This is a genomic window from Flavisolibacter ginsenosidimutans (assembly GCF_007970805.1).
Lineage (GTDB): Bacteria > Bacteroidota > Bacteroidia > Chitinophagales > Chitinophagaceae > Flavisolibacter > Flavisolibacter ginsenosidimutans.
This window is the reverse complement of record NZ_CP042433.1, coordinates 1,653,091-1,671,806: the sequence shown is the minus strand read 5'-3', so window position 1 is coordinate 1,671,806 and position 18,716 is coordinate 1,653,091. Positions and strand designations below refer to the sequence as shown.

Genomic DNA, 18,716 nt, shown 5'->3' with positions numbered 1-18,716 from the left:
TTGAAGCGTAGAAAGTCTGCGCTTCGTGCTCTCTTCTCTACAAAACAACATATACATCGTCTCCCTTAGTGATGTTTGTTTCGTGGCTGTGCAGTATGAGGTCGCTGTTCAGTGTGTTTAAAACAAGCTCGCAATAGCCTCCCATGAACTTTACGTTTTTCACGGTTGCTTTTAGTCCCTCGCCTTCTGTTGTCAATGAAAATTCTTCGGGGCGAAGAAAGCGCCCAATGTCCTGCATGGCAACGTCAGAATGTTGTGAAAGTGCTTTGGCAAGCGCCGGTGTCAACAAGTTGTATTTACCAAACAAACCTGCGGTGTATTCGTCAAGGGGATTGTTATAAACTTGTTTGGGCGAACCTTGTTGCACCAGCTTGCCCTCGTTCAACACGATGATTTCGTTGGCCCAGGAAAGCGTGTCCAGCGGATCGTGCGAAACGAGGATGCAAGTGATATTAAGTTCTTCGCTTAAATCCAGCACTACGTTTTTTAAAATGTTTTTATGAAGGGGATCGAGGTTGGAATACGGTTCATCAAGTAACAAAAGTTCGGGCAATGTAACCAGCAATCGCGCCAGCGCAATGCGTTGTTTTTCGCCGCCCGATAACTGGTGCGTCCATCGCTTGAGCAAGTGCTCAATGCGGCAGACTTCGTAAATGATGCCCGCTTCTTTGTCGGCTACTTTTTTCGCCATGTCTAAAATTTCCTGCACACGATAGTGATTTCGCAGCTCGAAATATTGAGACAAATAAGCAATTGACGGATGGCCCGGTAATAATTTTTCGTTCGGACCTTTTATTCTTTCTTCTTTAAAAAGAACGGCGCCGATGGTTGGCTCAATCAAACCCGCAATAATTTTTAGCAGCGTTGTTTTTCCCGAGCCCGTAGCGCCGGCAAGCCCGATATTCTGCAAGGGTTGTTGTGTGAAGCTTATTTCTTTCAGCACAAAGCTTTCTTCATTCCGGTAGCTTATGTGCGATACGTCCAGTAAACTCATAAAATAAAAAGCGGACGACAAAAGAGCCGCGTCGTTTTTGATAATTCCTCTGCCTTAAAAGACGTAAAAATAACTCCCGGGGGCTTGCCACCGGTTTGCGGCTGGCGAACCCTTTCGCCAGCCTGCGAGTGAACAAGCACAAAATTTCTCTTTTGCTTTTTCTTAACAATTCTCCCTATCTTGAAGCTGTCATTTCATTCCTAACCTGATAACAAATACACACACCATGAAAAAAATTAGCCTGAGTGTTTTGGGCGCCGTTTTGCTCATTGTTTCCTGTCAAAAAAACGAGACCAGCCTGCCGCAAACTCCCGACGATCCCTCGTCAACCTCAACAGAAGGAATGCGCAAATGCGGTTCCATGGAAGTATTGGAAGAACAACTTCGCACCGATCCGGAGCGGGCCCGCAGGCTGGAAGATTTGGAGCGAAAGACCGCTACTTTTCAGGACAGCCGAATGTCCCGCTTCGCGGGTAAACTTTACGTTCCTGTTGTGGTGAACGTTGTTTTGCCCGATGCCAACATTGTAACGCAAGCACAAATTCAATCGCAATTGGATGTGCTGAACCATGACTACGGTAAATCGAATTCCGAACTGTCCAATACTTCGGTTTACTTAGCCGGGTATTCTTACAACAGCGTGGCCAATTGCCAGATTGAATTTTATGTTCAGGATTGGACGAACGATGTAAACCGCAAAAGCGGCGCGGGAAGTTTTGGAACCAACGATGCCGTAAAGAAAACCTCGCAAGGCGGCCTGGATCCCGAATCGCCCAGTACAAAACTCAACCTTTGGGTCTGTGACTTAAGCAGCGGTTTGTTGGGTTATGCACAATTTCCCGGGGGCAATGTGTTAACCGATGGCGTAGTGATAGATTACCAGGGATTCGGAACCACCGCTTCCTATGCCTTGTATTCGGCTTACAACAAAGGCCGCAGCGCCACCCACGAAATTGGCCACTGGTTTAACCTTCGCCACATTTGGGGAGATACGCACTGCGGCAACGATTATGTTGACGACACACCGCTGCACCCTGCCGCCAATTACGGTTGTCCGGCCGTTAATCTCCAAAGCAGTTGCAAGAAAAGGCCACTCATGCAATGGATGAATTACATGGATTATACCGACGACGCGTGCATGTATATGTTTACGTCGGGACAAAAAACAAGAATGGACGCGGCCATAGACGGGCCGAGAGCTACGTATGTCAGCGCTACCAAATTGTAAACATCACACTGCTATAACTGAATGCCCCGGTTCGTGCCGGGGCTTTTTGTTGACGTCTGTTGATAAACCCTCCAAAACCGCACAGGGTTGCGGCTTATCTTTGGCGGCATGTTAAACGTTGGGGTATTTGGTACGGGCCACCTGGGAAAATTTCACCTGAACAACTGGAAGGAAACGACCGGCGTAAACCTCGTGGGCTTTTTTGATCCGGACGATGCGGTGGCGAAAGAAGTGGAAGAGAAGTACGGATTAAAACGTTTTGCCGATGAAGAAAGTTTGCTGAATGCCTGTGACGCCATTGACATTGTAACGCCAACGCAATACCATTTTGCGCTTTGTGAAAAAGCCATCAAGCAAGGCAAACACGTTTTTGTGGAGAAGCCGATGGCCAACACAATGGACGAGGCAAAGGAACTGGTGAAACTGGTGCAGGAATCGAAAATAAAATTCCAGGTGGGACATGTGGAGCGCTTCAATCCTGCTTTCCTGGCCATTCAGGAGCAGAAGCTGAATCCGATGTTCATTGAAGTGCACAGGCTTGCGCAGTTCAATCCGCGGGGCACGGAAGTGAGTGTGATTCTTGATTTAATGATACATGACATTGATGCCATCTTAAGCATCGTAAAAAGCGACGTAAAAAATATTTCCGCAAGCGGCGTGGCTGTTATGACCGACACGCCGGACATTGCCAACGTGCGTATTGAATTCAACAACGGTTGCGTGGCCAATTTAACCTCCAGCCGCATTAGCATGAAAAAGATGCGCAAGATGCGGCTCTTTCAAAAAGACGCTTACATTGCCGTAGATTTTCTGGAGAAAAAAGCGGAAGTCATCAAATTAAAAACAAGCGAAGACGAAAACGTTTTTGCCTTTGACATTGAAACACCGAACGGCACCAAAACCATTGCCATTGCTTCGCCACAAGTGCCACAGATAAACGCCATAAAAAAAGAATTAGAAGCTTTCGTCAATGCCATTCAAACCAACACGCAACCCGTAGTGAACGAAATTGACGGTTACCGTGCCATGGAAGTAGCACACCAGATTTTACAAAAGATCCATTACAACCTCACCGCCACCTAAGCCGATGCTGGTGAAAAAAATTATTCCTTCGTATCTCTACGCCATTCTTGATTACCTCACCGCATCGCTTGCATGGGCCGTTTTTTATTTTGTCCGCAAATCCATCCTGCAGGAGGCTTTTACGGTTGACCACAAGTTTTGGCTCGGCGTTGTTTTTATTCCGGCAGGTTGGCTCGTTCTTTACGGCTTAACCGGTGCCTACCGGTCCGTTTACAAAAAGTCAAGACTGGCCGAAATCACCAACACCGTCATCTGCTCCATCATTGGTTGTACGGTATTGTTTTTTTTGTTCCTGCTCGACGACGTTAAAGCCGATTACGGTTATTACTACAAAAGTTTTTTCAGCCTGCTTGCCTGCCAGGTTTTTTTCACGGTTCTGGGCCGCATTGCCATTTTAAACACCGCGAAAAAACAACTGGTAAAAAACCAGGTGCAGTTTACCGCTGTTATCGTGGGCTCACCGCTGCACGTACAACGTGTGTACAAAGAGGCCCGTAAGAGTTTACGCGAAGAAGGTTATCACGTTGCTGGTTTTGTTTCTTCTTCAACCGAAAGAAGCGCGGTCACACAAGACTTGCCCTTACTCGGTTTTGTTACGGATATTGAAGCGATCATTGACAAAGCGAAAGCAGACTTGGTTGTATTGGCCGTTGAAAAAAAAGAACAGGCTTTGTTGGAAAGCCTCATCTTTCGGTTGTCGGAAAAAGACGTGGCGGTTAAGATTGAAGCCAGCACACTCGATATTCTTTCCGGTTCCGTCCGCACAAGCAACGTACTGGGCGCCGTGCTCATTGATTTGCAAACCGGTCTGATGCCCGAATGGCAACAAAACATCAAAAGAGTGGTGGACGTGTTGGCGGCTTTTTTCTCGCTGCTTTTTCTTTCGCCGCTTTTCCTTTTCATTGCCTTGCGGGTAAGGCTTTCATCGCCGGGCAATATTTTTTACAAACAAGAAAGAATTGGCTATAAAGGCAAACCTTTTTTAATGTACAAGTTCCGTTCAATGTACGTGAACGCGGAGAAAAACGGCCCTTCCCTTTCATCCGACAACGACCCGCGCATTACAGCCTGGGGAAAAACCATGCGCAAGTGGCGGCTTGATGAGTTGCCGCAGCTTTGGAACATTCTCAAGGGCGACATGAGCCTTGTGGGTCCGCGGCCCGAGCGGCGTTTTTACATTGACCAAATCGTGCCGCAATTTCCTTATTATAAATATTTGCTGAAAGTAAAGCCGGGCCTGACTTCTTGGGGCATGGTGCAATTTGGCTATGCCGAAAACGTAGGCGAGATGATTCGCCGCAGCAAGTTTGATTTGGTGTACATCGAAAACATTTCGCTCCTGCTCGATTTTAAAATCATGCTGCACACGCTTCGCATTATTTTTCTGGGAAAAGGAAAATGAATTTTTGGCCAGGCGTTCATCTATCCATTAAGCTTTACTTGCGTCGCACTCGTGTACGCTTTGTTCGGTATTGAGCAAATTCACGCAGCAACCGCAGCGATGAAACGGTGCAGCGTTACAGCTCCGTTGCACCGCCACGTGAAATGACGAACAACGTTCCGCAACTAAGGCTGTTTTAACTTGTGAATGATGATGTAGCCAAGCACCACCACAAGCAAGACGATGATGATGGTGATAAGAAGCCAGGGTTCCAGTTTTGCTTCGCGGCGGTGCGGCAAGTTTTTCTTTTTTGCCGTTTTCTTTTTCAGGTCGCGGTTCAGGTCTTCTACCAGTGCGGCAATTTTGGTCTTGTTCGAAATGTCCTGCAAACCGTCCAGCGCATCGGCTTCAAAAGGATCATCAAGAGCGTTCTTCTCCAACTCGTGTTGTTCTTCGGCAGACAGCTTTCCCTCAAGGTATTTTAGCAATTCTTCCTGGTCAACCTCGGAGTGCAAATGGGACAATATGTCTTTTAAATTTTCCTTCATCCTCGTGTGCGGCCGCTTTGTTTGAGCTTTTGCTCCAAAATTATTTTCAAATTACGTTTTCCGTTTTGGATGTAGCTTTTTACCCGCATCAGCGTATAACCGGTTCGGTCAGCAATCTGCTGGTAGCTTTGTTTTTGCAGGTAAAAAAGCGTAACGCAGCTTCGTTGCTCTTCGCTGAGTTCCGCAATGGCTTCTTCCAGCATTTCATACGTGGTTTCGTTTTCCTGTAAAAGCTGCTTGTCGGCTTCCGCATCTGTTGCGTGGTTGTCGCTAAGTTCTTTTACTGCACGGTTTCCCTTGTCGCGCAGGCGCATGAGGCAATGGTTTTTTGCCACCATGTACAACCAGGATTTGAAGTAGTCAATTTTATACTTCGGCACTTCGGTAAGCACTTTCAAAAAAATTTGCTGCACGCAATCCTTTGCTTCCGTTTCGTCTTTGAGATACTTCATGCAAACGCCCAATAACAAAAGCGTGTAGCGTTGCAACAAAATGCCGATCCATTCTCCGTTGCCATCGGCATAGAAATAATCCAGGAGTTCTGCGTCGGTGATATGGTCGTAGCGAGCTGTCTTCATGAATGTTGAGAAGTGAAACCGTGAAGACCGTTTTTGTCACGCGAACTGCGGTTTCACGTTTGACGTCTCACGTTTCCCTTGCACTTTGATGCAACGGCTGCAAATTTGCACAACAAAACTTTATGAATTTCATGCAAACCGCTATTTGTTTGTTACCGGTGATACCTATGCGCAAGGAACCGTCGCACCGCAGCGAAATGGTGAGCCAACTTTTGTTTGGCGAATACGTAAAAACGGGAGAGGAGAAGAATGAATTTGTGCTTGTCAAATGCGATTATGACGGTTACGAAGGCTGGGTGCAGGCAAAACAATTATCGGCCGTGAACGGAAACGAAATCTTACAAACGGATGTTTACACGGCAAGTTTCGCTACGCCGGCTACAAAGAACAACACAATGCTTTATGTGCCTTACGGAAGTTCTGTTTTTCAACAGCGCGGCTTTGGTTTTAAAGCGGCGGGCTTTGATCTGACCTATCTTCTCCAACCGCAGCAAACATGGAACAGCAAACAACAGAAGTTAACGGTTGAGTCGCTGGAAGCTGCTTATCAGCCTTATTTAAACGCACCTTACTTGTGGGGCGGCAAATCGGTTTACGGCACCGACTGCAGCGGCTTTGCGCAGCAAATTTTTAAACTCTTTGGGGTGAAGCTTTTGCGTGATGCGTATTTGCAGGCAGAACAAGGCACTGCGGTTGCCTCTTTACCCGAAGCGCAGCTTGGTGATTTGGCTTTTTTTCAAAATGAAAAAGGGAGAGTGACGCATGTGGGCATTGTACTGAATGAAGGAAAGATTGTTCATGCCTCGGGAGAGGTGAGAATTGATCAGATTGACGCAAACGGAATTTTGAATTCACTATCAGGAGAGCGAACGCATGTAATGCACTCTATTCGCCGCTTTTCTTTTTAATATGAAGATCCAGATCAATAAAATAAATATTTCGGGATTCTATTTTCCCATACTCCAGCGAAACCATAGGGTCTTCTGTTGGCAGACCGTATCCTTTGCTAAACGTAACTAACTCAGTCGGTGAGTCGAATCTTGAGAGGTAAGCAACGTGCAGGATCTTCTTAAAGTCATTGATGATCGGTGTATGAATTTCTTTCCATTGTTTGCGGCTTATCCGGTCTAGCGGGAAGTAGAATATCTCTCGAAAAAAGTTGAAGTTCTGGGTATCCTTGCTCGTAACCGCACCGTTAAAAAAACGGGTGTATCGGTAAGTGCTGTTTCCCGCATAAAATTTAATGCTGTCGGTTTTTTCAAAAACTGGCCAATTCTGCAGAAATCCCCGCATTAAAATACCCAGTGCAGAATCTCCTTTTGCTGGCTGCACGACAATCAAATCTTTGTTAACCGTAAGTTCTTGCAGCCAAGTTGAGGTATGGCCATCCGGGGGAATTGCAAAGAAGTATTTTTTGATAATGGTTTCAAGGCTTCCTTTCTGTTGACTATAAGATTTCAAAGCCAAAAGAAAGGCAACGAAAAAAAGACAAATAAAGGTTCTTGTCATAGCAGTTAGTTTGCCTGACAAGATAAATAAAACCGCTAAAAGATTTTTTTAATGCCGTTGGCAACAAACGCAACCAAATCAAAACCCAGCATCTTGAAGGCCGTGTAAAAAAGCACCACGGCAAAAATTTTCTTCAAGGCATTTTCCGAAATAACCAATGCCAGCTTGCTGCCCAAATAGCCGCCAACCAAAAAGCCCAAAGCCATCATGCCCACTACTTTTACGTCAATTAGTTTTTGGTTGTAATAATTGATAACGGCTAAAATACCAATGGGCAAGAGCAACAGGCCGAGCGAAGTTCCCTGTGCTTCTTTTTGCGAGAAGCCTACAAAAAACATCAGGGCGGGAACGATGATGATGCCGCCGCCCACGCCTACAAGTCCGCTCAGAATGCCGGCCGCCAAACCAATGAGCAAGAGTAGCAAAACAATTTGTCCCGACATGGTTGTTTTTTTGGTTGACACGTTTATGCGTATTGAGTTTTATAGTGCGCAATGGCTTCGTTAATGATGCGGTAGGCATCGTCCTTGTCCTGGAAGTTTTCAATGCGCACTTCTTTACTCTCCAGCACCTTGTATTGCTCGAAATAATTGCGCAATTCGGAAATGAAATGCCGTGGCAGTTCTTCCATATTGGTAATGTGGTTTACCGATGGATCGTTTGCAGCCACAGCGATGATCTTGTCATCGTACTCGCCGCTGTCAATCATTTGCATGTTACCGATGACGGTGGCATCCACCAAACATAGTGGTTGAATGCTTTGGCTGCACAATACCAGAATGTCAAGCGGATCGCCATCCCAGCCAAGCGTTTGCGGAATAAAACCGTAATTGACCGGGTAATGAAACGACGAGTAAATCACGCGGTCTAATTTGAGCAAACCCGTTTCCTTGTCTATTTCATATTTTGTTCGCGAGCCTTGCGAAATTTCAATCAATGCCTTTACAATCTTTGGTGCGTCTTCGCCGTAGGAGACGCCGTGCCAGGGATGAATTACGTGTTTTATCATGCTTGTTTTTTTGAACGGTAGTAAATCACATCAACGTTTTCAAGCGTTATCAATCCGCCTTTGCCACATTGTTCAAACAAATCGTTCACCAAGGGAAAAAAGGCGTTTATCTTCTCAGCACTGTCTACTATTTCTATCACCACGGGAAGGTCTTCGGAGAGTTCAATCAAACGGGAGCGGTGCAGGCGGCTGCTGGCGCCGTACGACAAAATGCCCTTGATGACGGTTGCGCCGGCAATGCCCTGTTCTCTTGCCGCCAGAACAATCTTTTCATAAAGCAGGTGGTGGCCAAGCCGATCGTCTTCGCCGGTAAAAATGCGCAACAGCTTTGCGTTTCCTTGAAGGTTCATGCGCCAATTTTTTGAACGAGAAAAACGCCCAAATACACGGCCAACACACCCAAAACCAAACTTCCCAAAGCGTACAAGGCAAAGTAAAAAAGATCGCCGCTTCGCAACAGATTCATGTTTTCAAAAGCAAACGTAGAAAACGTGGTAAAGCCGCCGCAAAACCCGGTAACCAGCAGCAGGCGGACGAGCGGTGTTAACAGGTTTCCCTTTTCTGCCATTGCATAAAAAATTCCAATTAAAAGACAGCCGGTAACGTTGATAAGAAACGTTGCAAGCGGAAAACTTTGCAGGTACGTTTCGTTTATCCACTTCTGCAGGGTATAACGCAAAACGCTTCCCGCCGCTCCACCCACGGCTACAACAACGATCTGCATCATTGCTGCCGGTTGTTTGGAAACGAATATTTCAAGTCCACCAGCCAAGCCCCGTTTTGCTTTACCACTTTAATGGAATCTTTCTGGTTCTTGTATGTATTGGCATACGTGACGATGCTGATCGAATCACCCTGCTTTCTGGTGTCAAAGATGCGTATCTGCGATTCACGGTAGCCGCGCTGATCAGTTACGTTCATGTGCTGCGTGTAATTCTGCTCGGTTGCATCCAGGTCGCCAATGTTGATTGAATCCTGCACGATCAACCGTTTTGCATCTTTCCAACGTCCGTCCAATGCGCTGCGGATGAAGGTGCGTGCAGCGTCCACGTCGTTCTCCGGCGGTGCGGCAGACGTGCTTTCGCTGTCGTTGTTACAGGCAACAAGCAGCAGCAGACATGTATTGAAAACGATTTTTTTCAGCATGGCGCAAAACTAACTGAAAAACAGGTTAGGGAGAAGGTGAAGAATAAGAGGTTAAGTCGAAGGATTGCGGCGGTTGTTCTTTTTTATGAAGCGTGAACCGGAAACCATAAAAAGAAAAAGTGCCTTCAATTGAAGGCACTTTTTCTTTCCTTAGGCAGAGCCTTAAGCTTGTTGCTCCTTGTCCCTGTCATAATAGCGACGCTCTTTGCGTTCCTTTTTTTCGTGTTCTTCTATTTCCATTTCCCGTTGGTGCTCTTTGTCGTAGGCTTTTAAAATGGCCTTCACCAGTTTGTGGCGCACCACGTCTTCTTCGTCTAATTCAATGTATCCAATGCCGTCAACATTTTTCAAAATACGGCTGGCTTTTGCCAAACCGCTCTTTTGGTTTTTGGGCAAATCCACCTGCGTGAGATCGCCGGTGATAATGGCCTTGCCGGCCGCACCGATACGGGTCAGGAACATTTTTAATTGCAGGTCGGTCGCGTTTTGTGCTTCATCCAGAATGATGAAGCAATTGTCGAGCGTACGGCCGCGCATGTACGCCAGCGGCGCAATCTCAATGGTGCGGGTGCTCATGTAGTACCCAAGTTTGTCAGCCGGTATCATGTCGTCCAGCGCATCGTACAAAGGCCGCAGGTAAGGATCAATCTTTTCTTTTAAATCACCCGGTAAAAAACCAAGGCTTTCGCCGGCTTCCACCGCGGGACGTGTAAGAATAATTTTCTTTACAGCCTTATTCTTTAGTGCTCTTACTGCCATTGCAACAGCGGTATAGGTTTTACCCGTACCAGCAGGACCAATCGCAAAAACAATGTCGTTCTTTTCCGAAGCGGTCACCAACCGTTTTTGGTTGGCAGTACGGGCACGAACGGTTTTGCCGTTGGGGCCAAACACTAGAATGTCGTTCGGATTTCGCTCTACGAAGTTGTCAATTGTTTCAGCATCGTCACCGCCCAAAATCTGTTCAAAATAATTTTCACTCATGTGGCCGTTGCGTTGAAGATATTGCACAATAAGATCAATCTTTTCCTTTGCTCCATCCACCTGCTCCGGTGCGCCGCTGAGCTTTAATTGCGTGCCGCGGGAAAGGATTTTCAGGAGGGGGAATTTTTTTTTCAGAATGTCTAGTTTGCCGTTATTTACACCAAAGAACTCTATAGGGTTAACGGTTTCAAGGTTAATAATTGTCTCTCTCAATGTAGGTTAGATTTACAGTTACCAATCCGGTTCGTTCCGGCTTATTACACAAGTTTTTCTTTGCTACAAGATAGAACACATCGTGTTAAAAAATTGTAGTTACTTGTACACAGTTGTTAATTAAAAAATAATGCCATTTCTCCTGGCCGCCTTTTGTGTTATGCGTAGTTTGTGCAAAAGATTTTTCAACGAAGCGATTAAAATTTTTTGAGCCCAGCGGCATTGGAACTATTGGGCTTTACTAGCGTTGCACTCGTGTACGTTGTTCTTGGTATTGAGCAAACGAAAGAACAGTTCAGGGCAAAGAGGTAGAAGGCAACACAAGAATTAATTTGACCCGCAAGGTTAGCATGATTGACATAGCGGACAGTAACCCTGAAAGGACAAAAGTAAATGTCCAAGCGGTAAAGTATGCGGCGTTTTGTTACGCCTCTCTTCTGGCCTTTGTATTTGCTTGATCAATATCTCAATGCACTACTTATCGTTTCTCTGTCAAAACTCTTGCGGATAGCCGATGACGCAGGAGAGACGTAATTTACTTCCATCGTAGCAACGCACAGCTTATGGTTTAAATTCTCTGCGATGTGCTGGCAGAAAAGCGGAAAATACAGGCACACTTTGGATTCTGAACTTTCGGTATCGGCATCCGTAAGATTGTACTGCAAAGCGTAAACGCTTTTGATATGCAATCAGGATTTTGTGGTTGTATGTGCAGCTTTTGAATGCTGGCCGGAGGGCTTACTGCTGGCCCTTATTTGCCTTTTCCGTCTTTCGCGAGAGTTGCTCTTGTTTCTTCTTCAATTGCAGCGCCCAATTCTTCTTCAGCAGCCAGTACCCAGGGCGGTAAAATATCCATAATGATTTTCCAGGAACTTCCTTCCTGCTGCATGGTAAAGAAAATGCGGTTGCCTCTTTCATCCGGAACATTTACGTTATAGCGAGTTCCGTCGCGGTGAGTGCGGGTAAAATTAAATTCGCGGTTGCGGTCGCCGGCCTTGATAATCTTTGAAAAATGTATGCTCATCGTAGGATAGTTGCGAGTAAAACGGAATGTTTTCCGGGGGCAATAATCGGCTAAAATCTAATTTGTACAAAGTTAATTCGCCCGAACGTAAAGAATATTTTTAACGCCCCACGGTAATGCAATATTTTTCGCCGAAACGTCTGTTTTCTCCTGTAGGTTTTTGCCGCATTGGCAATGTTGTATTTAGATTGCTGCTTATATTTATTGCCTTTCTAAAGTATGAGCGAATTACTTCTGTCGCAGGCGGAACATTTGCCCGCAACCACTGATTCTTTACCGGAAAGTGCCGGCATTGAGCGGGAGTTTTACAACATGCTGATGCAGGCACCGGCCGCTATCTTAGTTCTTTACGGACCACAATACGTTGTTGAATTTGCCAACGACCTTTATTTCTCCATTACTGGAAGAACGCCGCAGGAACTCCTGCAAAAGCCAGTTTTTGAAGTGGTTACAGTGGCTTCAGCACAATTCTTCCAGGATATTCTTGACAGGGTTCGTTCTTCGGGGCAACCTTTTAAGCTCAACGAACACAAAACTTTCATTAAACGAAGCGACGGGACGGAAACAATCTGGCTCAACGTGGTTTACCAGCCACTGAAAGCGCTCAACGGAGCGGTTGAGCGCATTATGGTTTTGGTAACCGATGTCACCGAGGATGTATTTAACCGGCAGAAGCAAGAAGCCGAAGAAATCCTGCTGCGTAAAACAAAGGAGCAGCTTGAGTTAAGCATCAGCATTGGCCACATCGGGGTTTGGCACTGGGATGTAAAGGCTGACGTACTTACCTGGAGCAAGGAGCAACTGGCGCTTTACGGCATAAGGCCGGGAGAATTCGGCGGTCACATAAAGGATTTTCACCGCTTTGTTTTACCGGAAGATTTGCATCTTTTAAAAGGTACAGCTCAAAACGAGCGGCAGGCTGGAGGCGATTATGAATACCAGTTTCGCATAAAACGTACCGATGGGGAAGTGCGATGGATACAAGGACGGTCGCGTTCATTTTACAACAGCAACGGCGAAGTAGAATACCGCACCGGCGTAAACATTGACATTACGGAACAGAAGGAAGCCGAACGATCCTTGCAACAAAGTGAAGAACGCTTTCGCAGCACCTTCGACAATGCGGCTGTCGGCATTGCTCACGTATCACCCGACGGGAGCTGGCTTGATGTCAACGAGCGTCTTTGCGCCATTGTTGGTTATACAAAAGAAGAACTTCTTTCTTCCACGTTTCAACGCATCACGCATCCCGATGACCTAAACGACGATTTGCGGTTGTTGCAGGAAGTGTTGGCAGGCGAAAGAGAAAGCTATACGCTTGAAAAACGTTACATACACAGGTCGGGAAGTGTTGTGTGGATTAACCTTACAGTATCGCTTGTACGGCATGATGACGGTATGCCAAAATATTTCATCTCTGTTGTTGAAGACATCGGCGAACGTAAACGTGCCGAAGAAAAAATACTGGAGAGTGAAGAACGTTTGAGCCTCGTAATTGAAGCGGCCAGCCTCGGCCTTTGGGACTATGATATTCGTACAGGCGTTGCCGCCATATCGGAGCACACACGCCGGTTTTACAATCTTCCCAAAGACGAGCCCTTTACGTTTGAACGCTTTCTTGCTTCCATACATCCCGCTGACCGCGATTGGGTGGCTGAACGCAACCGCCGGGTTTTGTTTGAACACGACAGTCCAACGTCTTACTTCGCTGAATACCGTGTTATTCGAAACGACGGTGCTATACGCTGGATGCGTTCAACCGGTAAAGTGTTGCTGAACGAAAATGGAGAACGCTACCGCTTTACTGGGGCGATTATGGACGTTACGGATGAAATCCTTTCTACGCAGGCGATACAGGAAAGTGAAGCCCGTTACCGCAAACTCGCTTCAACTCTTGAGGGATTGGTGGCAGAACGCACAACGGAGCTTCAACAGTCGCAAGCCTTTCTGCAATCGGTGCTTGACACCACACAAAACGGCATTACCACTTATTCACCCATCCGTAACCGGCAGGGCGAGATTGTGGATTTTCGCATTTCCTTCATCAACAACATGGTGTCAAAAGATCTGGGAATGCTGCCTGTTGATATAACTGGGAGAAGTGTAAGCGAGGTTTTTCCGCAAGCATTTGAAAACGGCGCCTTTGGTTACCTGATTCATTTCATTGAAACCGGCGAGGGCGGACAGCGGGAAATTGTTCACAAAGAGCAAAACGATGAACTTTACTTTCACCTTTCGCTGGCACGTATGGACGAAGGCGTGACCGTTACCGTACGAAACATAACCGAACAAAAAAGGGCTGCGCAGCAACTCGAAGAACTGAACCGGCAGCTTCAGGAAATCAATGCAGAACTGCAACGGTCAAACGAAGACTTGCAGCAATTTGCACACGTGGCTTCGCACGATTTGAAAGAGCCCATTCGCAAGGTGCGCACCTTCGGCAGTCGCCTGGAAGAAGAATACGCGGCCATGTTGCCTGAACGCGGTAAACTTTACCTTCAAAAAATGTTGTTCTCTGCCGAGCGCATGTTTGGTTTGATTGACGGCGTACTCAATTACTCAACCATCAACTCGCTGGAAAGTTCTTTTGAAAAAGTGGCTCTGAATGAACTGATTGGCCACATTGAAAGTGACCTGGAAGTAGTGTTGCAGAAAAGCAGTGCCCGCATCAACAAAGAAAATTTACCCGAAGTGCACGGTTCGCCGGTTTTGCTCAACCAGCTTTTTTACAATTTGCTTACCAATGCGCTGAAGTTTTCAAAAGCCGGCGTGCCGCCGCTGATTAACATCGGCGTGAAGCAGGTTTTGGGAAAGGTCGTGAAAGCAGTTTCGTCTGCTGAAAAAGAAAAAACTTTTATACAAATAAGTATTTGCGACAACGGCATTGGCTTTAGGCCTGAACACGCCGAAAAAATTTTTAAAACCTTCACCCGCTTAAATTCCCGCGACCGGTATGAAGGCACGGGACTTGGATTAGCTTTGTGCAAAAAAATTGTCGAACGGCATCACGGCTATATTTATGCCACAGGCAGCGAAGGCGAAGGCGCATGTTTTTATGTGCTATTGCCGGTGTAATTAAGAAGGAGGAAACATGCAATTTGGAAACTGGACGATAACGGAAAACGGTATTGAGTGGACGGGCGACGACCTTAACCGCTTTGTTATTCCAAAAGAAGAACTAACGGCCATCCGCTACGACAAACGCGGCAGTTTTTTTTACGATTGGATTTTAAAAGCCACAGAAGAAGATTGGTTGGCCCAGGACGATTTATACGACCTCAATTTCGCTTTTGTTTTTGCCGCTGCACAGTGGGCCCACGAGTTTAGCTATGAAACTTTTGACGCCACGCTGGAAGAACAATACGAGCAATTTGACGAGGAAGAAGACGAAGATTGGAATTTTTAAAAAGAAAAATTTTCCTGATTACTTCTTTTCCATCAACACAAGATTGCGAATTTGAACGGCGCTTGGGGCTTCCAAAACACAAAGGTCATCAATACGAAAAATGCTGGCTTCCTTTGCTGAAACCCAAAAATGCAGTTCTACTTTTTCCCAATCGGGATTAAAGACCACGTAATCTTTTTCATCTAAAACTTCTTTCGAATCTTCTCCTTTAAAAACAAATCGCAACGAGTGTGAGGCGTTTTGTTTTTTTACCTCACAGGTAAGGCGAAACCTGCGTATATCCTGCGATGTGCTTGCGGGAACCGTGCTGCAGTTTACGCCGTCAAAAACAAAGTGTTTTAAATACAATTCGTAACGGCCTGCTGTGTTGCTGCGGCTAACGGTGATAACATTGTCCTTTATTTCGTGTGAACCCTCGCCCTTGCCGCCGGCGAAACGGTGTGCCACATAATCCCAAGCCAATGCACCGTTGCCAGTAAAATCGTTTGCATCAACAAAGGCACGACCGTCGTAAACAATTTCTTCGCTACCGTGTATTTGTGTATAAAAGCTTTTTTCAAGCGGGTAAAGCTTGGTGTTCATTTCGTACCGCAGGTTTTGCAAGCCGTGCTGCAACTGATAACTCTGTTTTGCAAGCTTTCTGCTCAGGTGAAGAACCGTAGCGATCAACACGGCACAAATTGCGCCCAGCGCACCAAGGGAAATAATAATTACGTAAAAAGTAATCATGCAACAAAATAAGCGGCTGCAAGTTTTCTAACAAAAAACTTTAGGGACAGGCATCTTTTGGTGTAATGCCTTCTTTGTCCATCGAAACGGTGGCGCCGGTAGCGCTGAGTGTTACAATCCAGATGCTGTCAAAGTCAGCATCATCCCATTTTAGTTTTTGCTGCACGCCCAGTGCTTTTGTGATGTCGTTGATGTTTTTGTGTTCCCACACCACCAGGCTTGTGCCCTCGTTTTGTTTAAGTGCACCGGCAAGCCCTTCGGCATCGTCCACATCAAATTTTGAATTCACTGTAAGATTGTATTTAATGGCGAAGGGAACAATGGTTTGATACATGCGTGCCGTGCTTGTTTTTTTCCCGGTGTGAAGCGAAGGCACATAGATGGCGGCGGGCAAGCCGAACTTGCTATAGAGAACTTGCGTCAACTGCAAAGCCCTGTTGAAGCCTTTGCACGAAAGGTTGTCGCCGTCGTCGGGTTTTTCTCCGTGCCGAATAATGATGATTTTTTTACCGGCTGTTGCGGCGGCTGAGGAACTTTGTCCTTCGGAGCAGAAAAAAATGCACAAGCTGCAGGGTAAGAGTAGCAAGAGGCCAAGAAAATTTTTCATCCTGATGAATTGTAGAACTTACTTGTACAAAAAGCACACCCTTCGTTTTCAGCTGCGTAAAGATCAACGTGATCGTTCTTTTTGTGACCGCTTTTTGTTTGACGATCCCTTTGCATGGCACTCCAGTTGATACTCTTCCCCAAAATTGTTTTATGCGATTTACTGACAAGGTTTGTTTGATAACCGGGGCAGGTTCAGGCATTGGCCGGGCAACGGCGCAACGGATGGCTTCGGAAGGAGGGAAGGTAGTGGTGATAGACCGCAATGCAGACGGCGGCAACGAAACAGTAAAAATGATTAAAGACGCGGGGGGAGATGCGTTATTTGCCATGTGCGATGTGGGCAAAGAAGATGAGATTGAAGCTGCGGTAAAACTTGCTTTAAACACATGGAACCGCATTGACGTAATGGTGAACAATGCGGCCATGATGACCTTTAAACCCATTGTGGACATAACCGTACAGGAATGGGATACAGTGATGGCGGTGAATCTTCGCTCGGTGTTTTTGTTTTGCAAGTTGTGCATTCCGCACATTCAGGGCGGAGCCATTGTGAACGTGAGTTCGGTGCATGCACACGAAACAACCGCGAACGTTGTGCCTTATGCAAGCAGCAAAGGCGCCATGGAAGCCTTTATACGCGGCGTGAGTTTGGAACATCCACGCAAGCAAGTGCGCATCAACTGCGTGGCGCCGGGTGCGGTGGACACGCCCATGCTTTGGAACAATCCCAACGTAAAAAGCGGCGCAGAAAAAGTGGAAGGCGAAATTGGCAAACCCGAAGAACTGGCGGCGGCCATTGCGTTCTTGGCTTCTGACGATGCATCTTTTATTAATGGAACGACGTTGATTGTTGACGGAGGTCGGCTGGACATTCTTTGATGTGAAACGTGAGACGGCAGACGTGAGACTGTACAGACTTCAAAACATTCGTTCATTCCTCTTTCACGTTTCACTTTTCACGTCTCACTAAAATTTTCTTTATGGCTTCCAACAAATTCATGTTTGCTACCGGCATTGAAAACAGTTATCCTACCATTGTTCTGCCCGATGGAAAAACGCTTCGCGTAGATGAAATGGAAAAATGCGGACACTACGAGAATTGGCAACGCGATTTTGAATTGGTAAAAGAACTCGGCATTTGCTTTTTGCGTTACGGCCCCCCGCTTTACAAAACCTTTCTTGGCCCTGGAAAATATGATTGGTCGTTCAGCGACGAAGTCTTTCAAAAGTTAGACGAATTGGACATTGAACCCATCGTTGACCTCTGTCATTTTGGTGTACCCGATTGGATCGGCAATTTTCAAAACCCCGACTTCCCGGCCTACTTCGCCGAATACGCCAAAGCCTTTGCGCAACGCTTTCCCAAACTGCAATTTTATACGCCGGTCAACGAAATTTTTATTGCGGCAACCTTCTCCGGCTTGTATGGTTGGTGGAACGAAAGGATGACAAACGACCGTGCCTTTGTAACGGCTTTGAAAAACTTGTGCAAGGCAAACGTGATGGCCATGCAAGCCATTTTGGAAGTACAGCCGGAGGCTACGTTCATTCAAAGCGAATCATCGGAATATTTTCATCCGATGAAGCCAGAAGCACAAAAAGTTGCCAACTTTTACAACGAGCGGCGCTTTCTTTCTCTTGACCTTACTTACGGGTATCCGCTGAACGTGCACATGTACGAATACCTGCTCGACAACGGCATGACCCGCGAGGAATACCATTGGTTTGAAGACAACCAGGTTTCGGCGCGGTGCATTATGGGCAATGATTATTACATCACCAACGAACACCTTGTGCGTCCTGATGGAACAACGGAGCCTTCGGGAGAGATTTTCGGTTATTACGTCATCACGCACCAATATTTCAGCCGCTACCGTTTGCCCATCATGCACACCGAAACCAACATCAACATGCCCGACAGCGTAGAATGGTTTTACAAAGAATGGGCAAACGTGCACCGCTTAAAACAAGACGGCGTGCCCATTGTAGGTTTTACCTGGTATAGCTTAACGCACCAGGTAGATTGGGACACGGCGCTTCGCGAAAACAACGGCAACGTAAACCCACTTGGCCTGTACGATTTAGACCGGAAGCAAATGTCCGTTGGCCGTGCCTATAAAAAAATTATTGATCAATGGAAAGACGTGCTGGCAAACGAAAGTTACGGGCTGCATTTTCGGAGGTGAGTTCAATACGCAATCGGCAATAAGCAATGGTGATGTGCAAGGCAAACATTGTCTTAGCTGGACAAAGAAAAAGCTTCACGAACAGTGAA

General features: G+C 46.4%; 21 protein-coding genes. 8 read left to right on the top strand and 13 right to left on the bottom strand.

What is annotated here, in order from left to right; genetic code table 11:
• Positions 1-37: 37 nt before the first annotated feature.
• Positions 38-994: an ATP-binding cassette domain-containing protein gene (locus FSB75_RS06945; protein WP_146784729.1), complete on the bottom strand. Its 957-nt coding sequence runs from the start codon at positions 992-994 to the stop codon at positions 38-40.
• Between the two features lie 226 nt (positions 995-1,220).
• Here FSB75_RS06945 and FSB75_RS06940 point away from each other — a divergent pair, with 226 nt between their 5' ends.
• The 3 genes from FSB75_RS06940 to FSB75_RS06930 all read left to right on the top strand — a co-directional run bounded on the left by FSB75_RS06940 (position 1,221) and on the right by FSB75_RS06930 (position 4,707).
• Positions 1,221-2,222 (top strand): zinc metalloprotease, encoded by a 1,002-nt coding sequence (locus FSB75_RS06940; RefSeq protein ID WP_146784726.1) that lies wholly within the window; start codon positions 1,221-1,223, stop codon positions 2,220-2,222.
• A gap of 87 nt (positions 2,223-2,309) precedes the next feature.
• The gene (locus tag FSB75_RS06935; protein ID WP_227990814.1) at positions 2,310-3,305 is read left to right on the top strand and encodes a Gfo/Idh/MocA family protein; all 996 of its coding nucleotides are present in this window, start codon (positions 2,310-2,312) and stop codon (positions 3,303-3,305) included.
• A 4-nt stretch (positions 3,306-3,309) separates the two neighbouring features.
• A complete protein-coding gene (locus tag FSB75_RS06930; protein ID WP_146784723.1) occupies positions 3,310-4,707 on the top strand; it encodes a sugar transferase in 1,398 nt (465 codons plus the stop codon).
• A 164-nt stretch (positions 4,708-4,871) separates the two neighbouring features.
• Here FSB75_RS06930 and FSB75_RS06925 read toward each other — a convergent pair whose 3' ends face one another.
• On the bottom strand, positions 4,872-5,234 hold the full coding sequence (locus FSB75_RS06925) for a hypothetical protein (RefSeq protein WP_146784720.1): 363 nt from the start codon (positions 5,232-5,234) through the stop codon (positions 4,872-4,874).
• A complete protein-coding gene (locus FSB75_RS06920) occupies positions 5,231-5,812 on the bottom strand; it encodes an RNA polymerase sigma factor (protein ID WP_146784717.1) in 582 nt (193 codons plus the stop codon). Before FSB75_RS06920 ends, FSB75_RS06925 begins: the two co-directional genes overlap by 4 nt.
• Positions 5,813-5,934: 122 nt before the next feature.
• Here FSB75_RS06920 and FSB75_RS06915 point away from each other — a divergent pair, with 122 nt between their 5' ends.
• The gene (locus tag FSB75_RS06915) at positions 5,935-6,720 is read left to right on the top strand and encodes a C40 family peptidase (RefSeq protein WP_146784714.1); all 786 of its coding nucleotides are present in this window, start codon (positions 5,935-5,937) and stop codon (positions 6,718-6,720) included.
• Here the strand turns inward: FSB75_RS06915 and FSB75_RS06910 are convergent.
• The 8 genes from FSB75_RS06910 to FSB75_RS06875 form a co-directional block, all read right to left on the bottom strand.
• Positions 6,698-7,321, bottom strand: coding sequence for a hypothetical protein (locus tag FSB75_RS06910; RefSeq protein ID WP_146784711.1), 624 nt, complete (start codon positions 7,319-7,321; stop codon positions 6,698-6,700). The genes FSB75_RS06915 and FSB75_RS06910 overlap by 23 nt on opposite strands.
• Before the next feature lie 35 nt (positions 7,322-7,356).
• Positions 7,357-7,785 carry a sulfite exporter TauE/SafE family protein gene (locus FSB75_RS06905; protein ID WP_227990812.1) on the bottom strand — a complete coding sequence of 143 codons (429 nt, stop codon included), beginning with the start codon at positions 7,783-7,785 and terminating at the stop codon, positions 7,357-7,359.
• Between the two features lie 2 nt (positions 7,786-7,787).
• Positions 7,788-8,330, bottom strand: a complete 543-nt coding sequence (locus tag FSB75_RS06900; RefSeq protein ID WP_172623082.1) for an inorganic diphosphatase — start codon at positions 8,328-8,330, stop codon at positions 7,788-7,790.
• Positions 8,327-8,680: a DUF190 domain-containing protein gene (locus tag FSB75_RS06895; RefSeq protein ID WP_146784707.1), complete on the bottom strand. Its 354-nt coding sequence runs from the start codon at positions 8,678-8,680 to the stop codon at positions 8,327-8,329. The genes FSB75_RS06900 and FSB75_RS06895 overlap by 4 nt, the downstream gene beginning before the upstream one ends.
• On the bottom strand, positions 8,677-9,057 hold the full coding sequence (gene crcB / locus FSB75_RS06890) for a fluoride efflux transporter CrcB (protein ID WP_146784704.1): 381 nt from the start codon (positions 9,055-9,057) through the stop codon (positions 8,677-8,679). Before crcB ends, FSB75_RS06895 begins: the two co-directional genes overlap by 4 nt.
• Complete coding sequence (locus FSB75_RS06885) at positions 9,054-9,476, bottom strand: nuclear transport factor 2 family protein (RefSeq protein ID WP_146784701.1); 423 nt, start codon at positions 9,474-9,476, stop codon at positions 9,054-9,056. The genes crcB and FSB75_RS06885 overlap by 4 nt, the downstream gene beginning before the upstream one ends.
• A 162-nt stretch (positions 9,477-9,638) precedes the next feature.
• On the bottom strand, positions 9,639-10,673 hold the full coding sequence (locus FSB75_RS06880; RefSeq protein WP_146784697.1) for a PhoH family protein: 1,035 nt from the start codon (positions 10,671-10,673) through the stop codon (positions 9,639-9,641).
• A gap of 751 nt (positions 10,674-11,424) precedes the next feature.
• Positions 11,425-11,697 carry a hypothetical protein gene (locus FSB75_RS06875; protein ID WP_146784694.1) on the bottom strand — a complete coding sequence of 91 codons (273 nt, stop codon included), beginning with the start codon at positions 11,695-11,697 and terminating at the stop codon, positions 11,425-11,427.
• Positions 11,698-11,916: 219 nt separating this feature from the next.
• On the opposite strand from FSB75_RS06875, the gene FSB75_RS06870 reads away from it, so the two are divergent.
• Both FSB75_RS06870 and FSB75_RS06865 read left to right on the top strand, forming a co-directional pair.
• The gene (locus FSB75_RS06870) at positions 11,917-14,772 is read left to right on the top strand and encodes a PAS domain S-box protein (protein ID WP_146784691.1); all 2,856 of its coding nucleotides are present in this window, start codon (positions 11,917-11,919) and stop codon (positions 14,770-14,772) included.
• Positions 14,773-14,788: 16 nt separating this feature from the next.
• Entirely contained in the window at positions 14,789-15,103 is a 315-nt protein-coding gene (locus FSB75_RS06865) for a hypothetical protein (RefSeq protein WP_146784688.1), read from the top strand.
• An 18-nt stretch (positions 15,104-15,121) separates the two neighbouring features.
• On the opposite strand, the gene FSB75_RS06860 is transcribed toward FSB75_RS06865, so the two are convergent.
• Both FSB75_RS06860 and FSB75_RS06855 read right to left on the bottom strand, forming a co-directional pair.
• Complete coding sequence (locus FSB75_RS06860; RefSeq protein WP_146784685.1) at positions 15,122-15,832, bottom strand: hypothetical protein; 711 nt, start codon at positions 15,830-15,832, stop codon at positions 15,122-15,124.
• Between the two features lie 40 nt (positions 15,833-15,872).
• Entirely contained in the window at positions 15,873-16,439 is a 567-nt protein-coding gene (locus tag FSB75_RS06855; RefSeq protein WP_227990810.1) for a histidine phosphatase family protein, read from the bottom strand.
• 152 nt (positions 16,440-16,591) lie between these two features.
• Between FSB75_RS06855 and FSB75_RS06850 the strand changes: the two genes are divergently transcribed.
• Positions 16,592-17,320, top strand: coding sequence for an SDR family NAD(P)-dependent oxidoreductase (locus FSB75_RS06850; protein WP_146784681.1), 729 nt, complete (start codon positions 16,592-16,594; stop codon positions 17,318-17,320).
• 101 nt (positions 17,321-17,421) lie between these two features.
• Positions 17,422-18,627 carry a family 1 glycosylhydrolase gene (locus FSB75_RS06845; protein WP_146784678.1) on the top strand — a complete coding sequence of 402 codons (1,206 nt, stop codon included), beginning with the start codon at positions 17,422-17,424 and terminating at the stop codon, positions 18,625-18,627.
• The last annotated feature ends 89 nt before the right edge of the window (positions 18,628-18,716 follow it).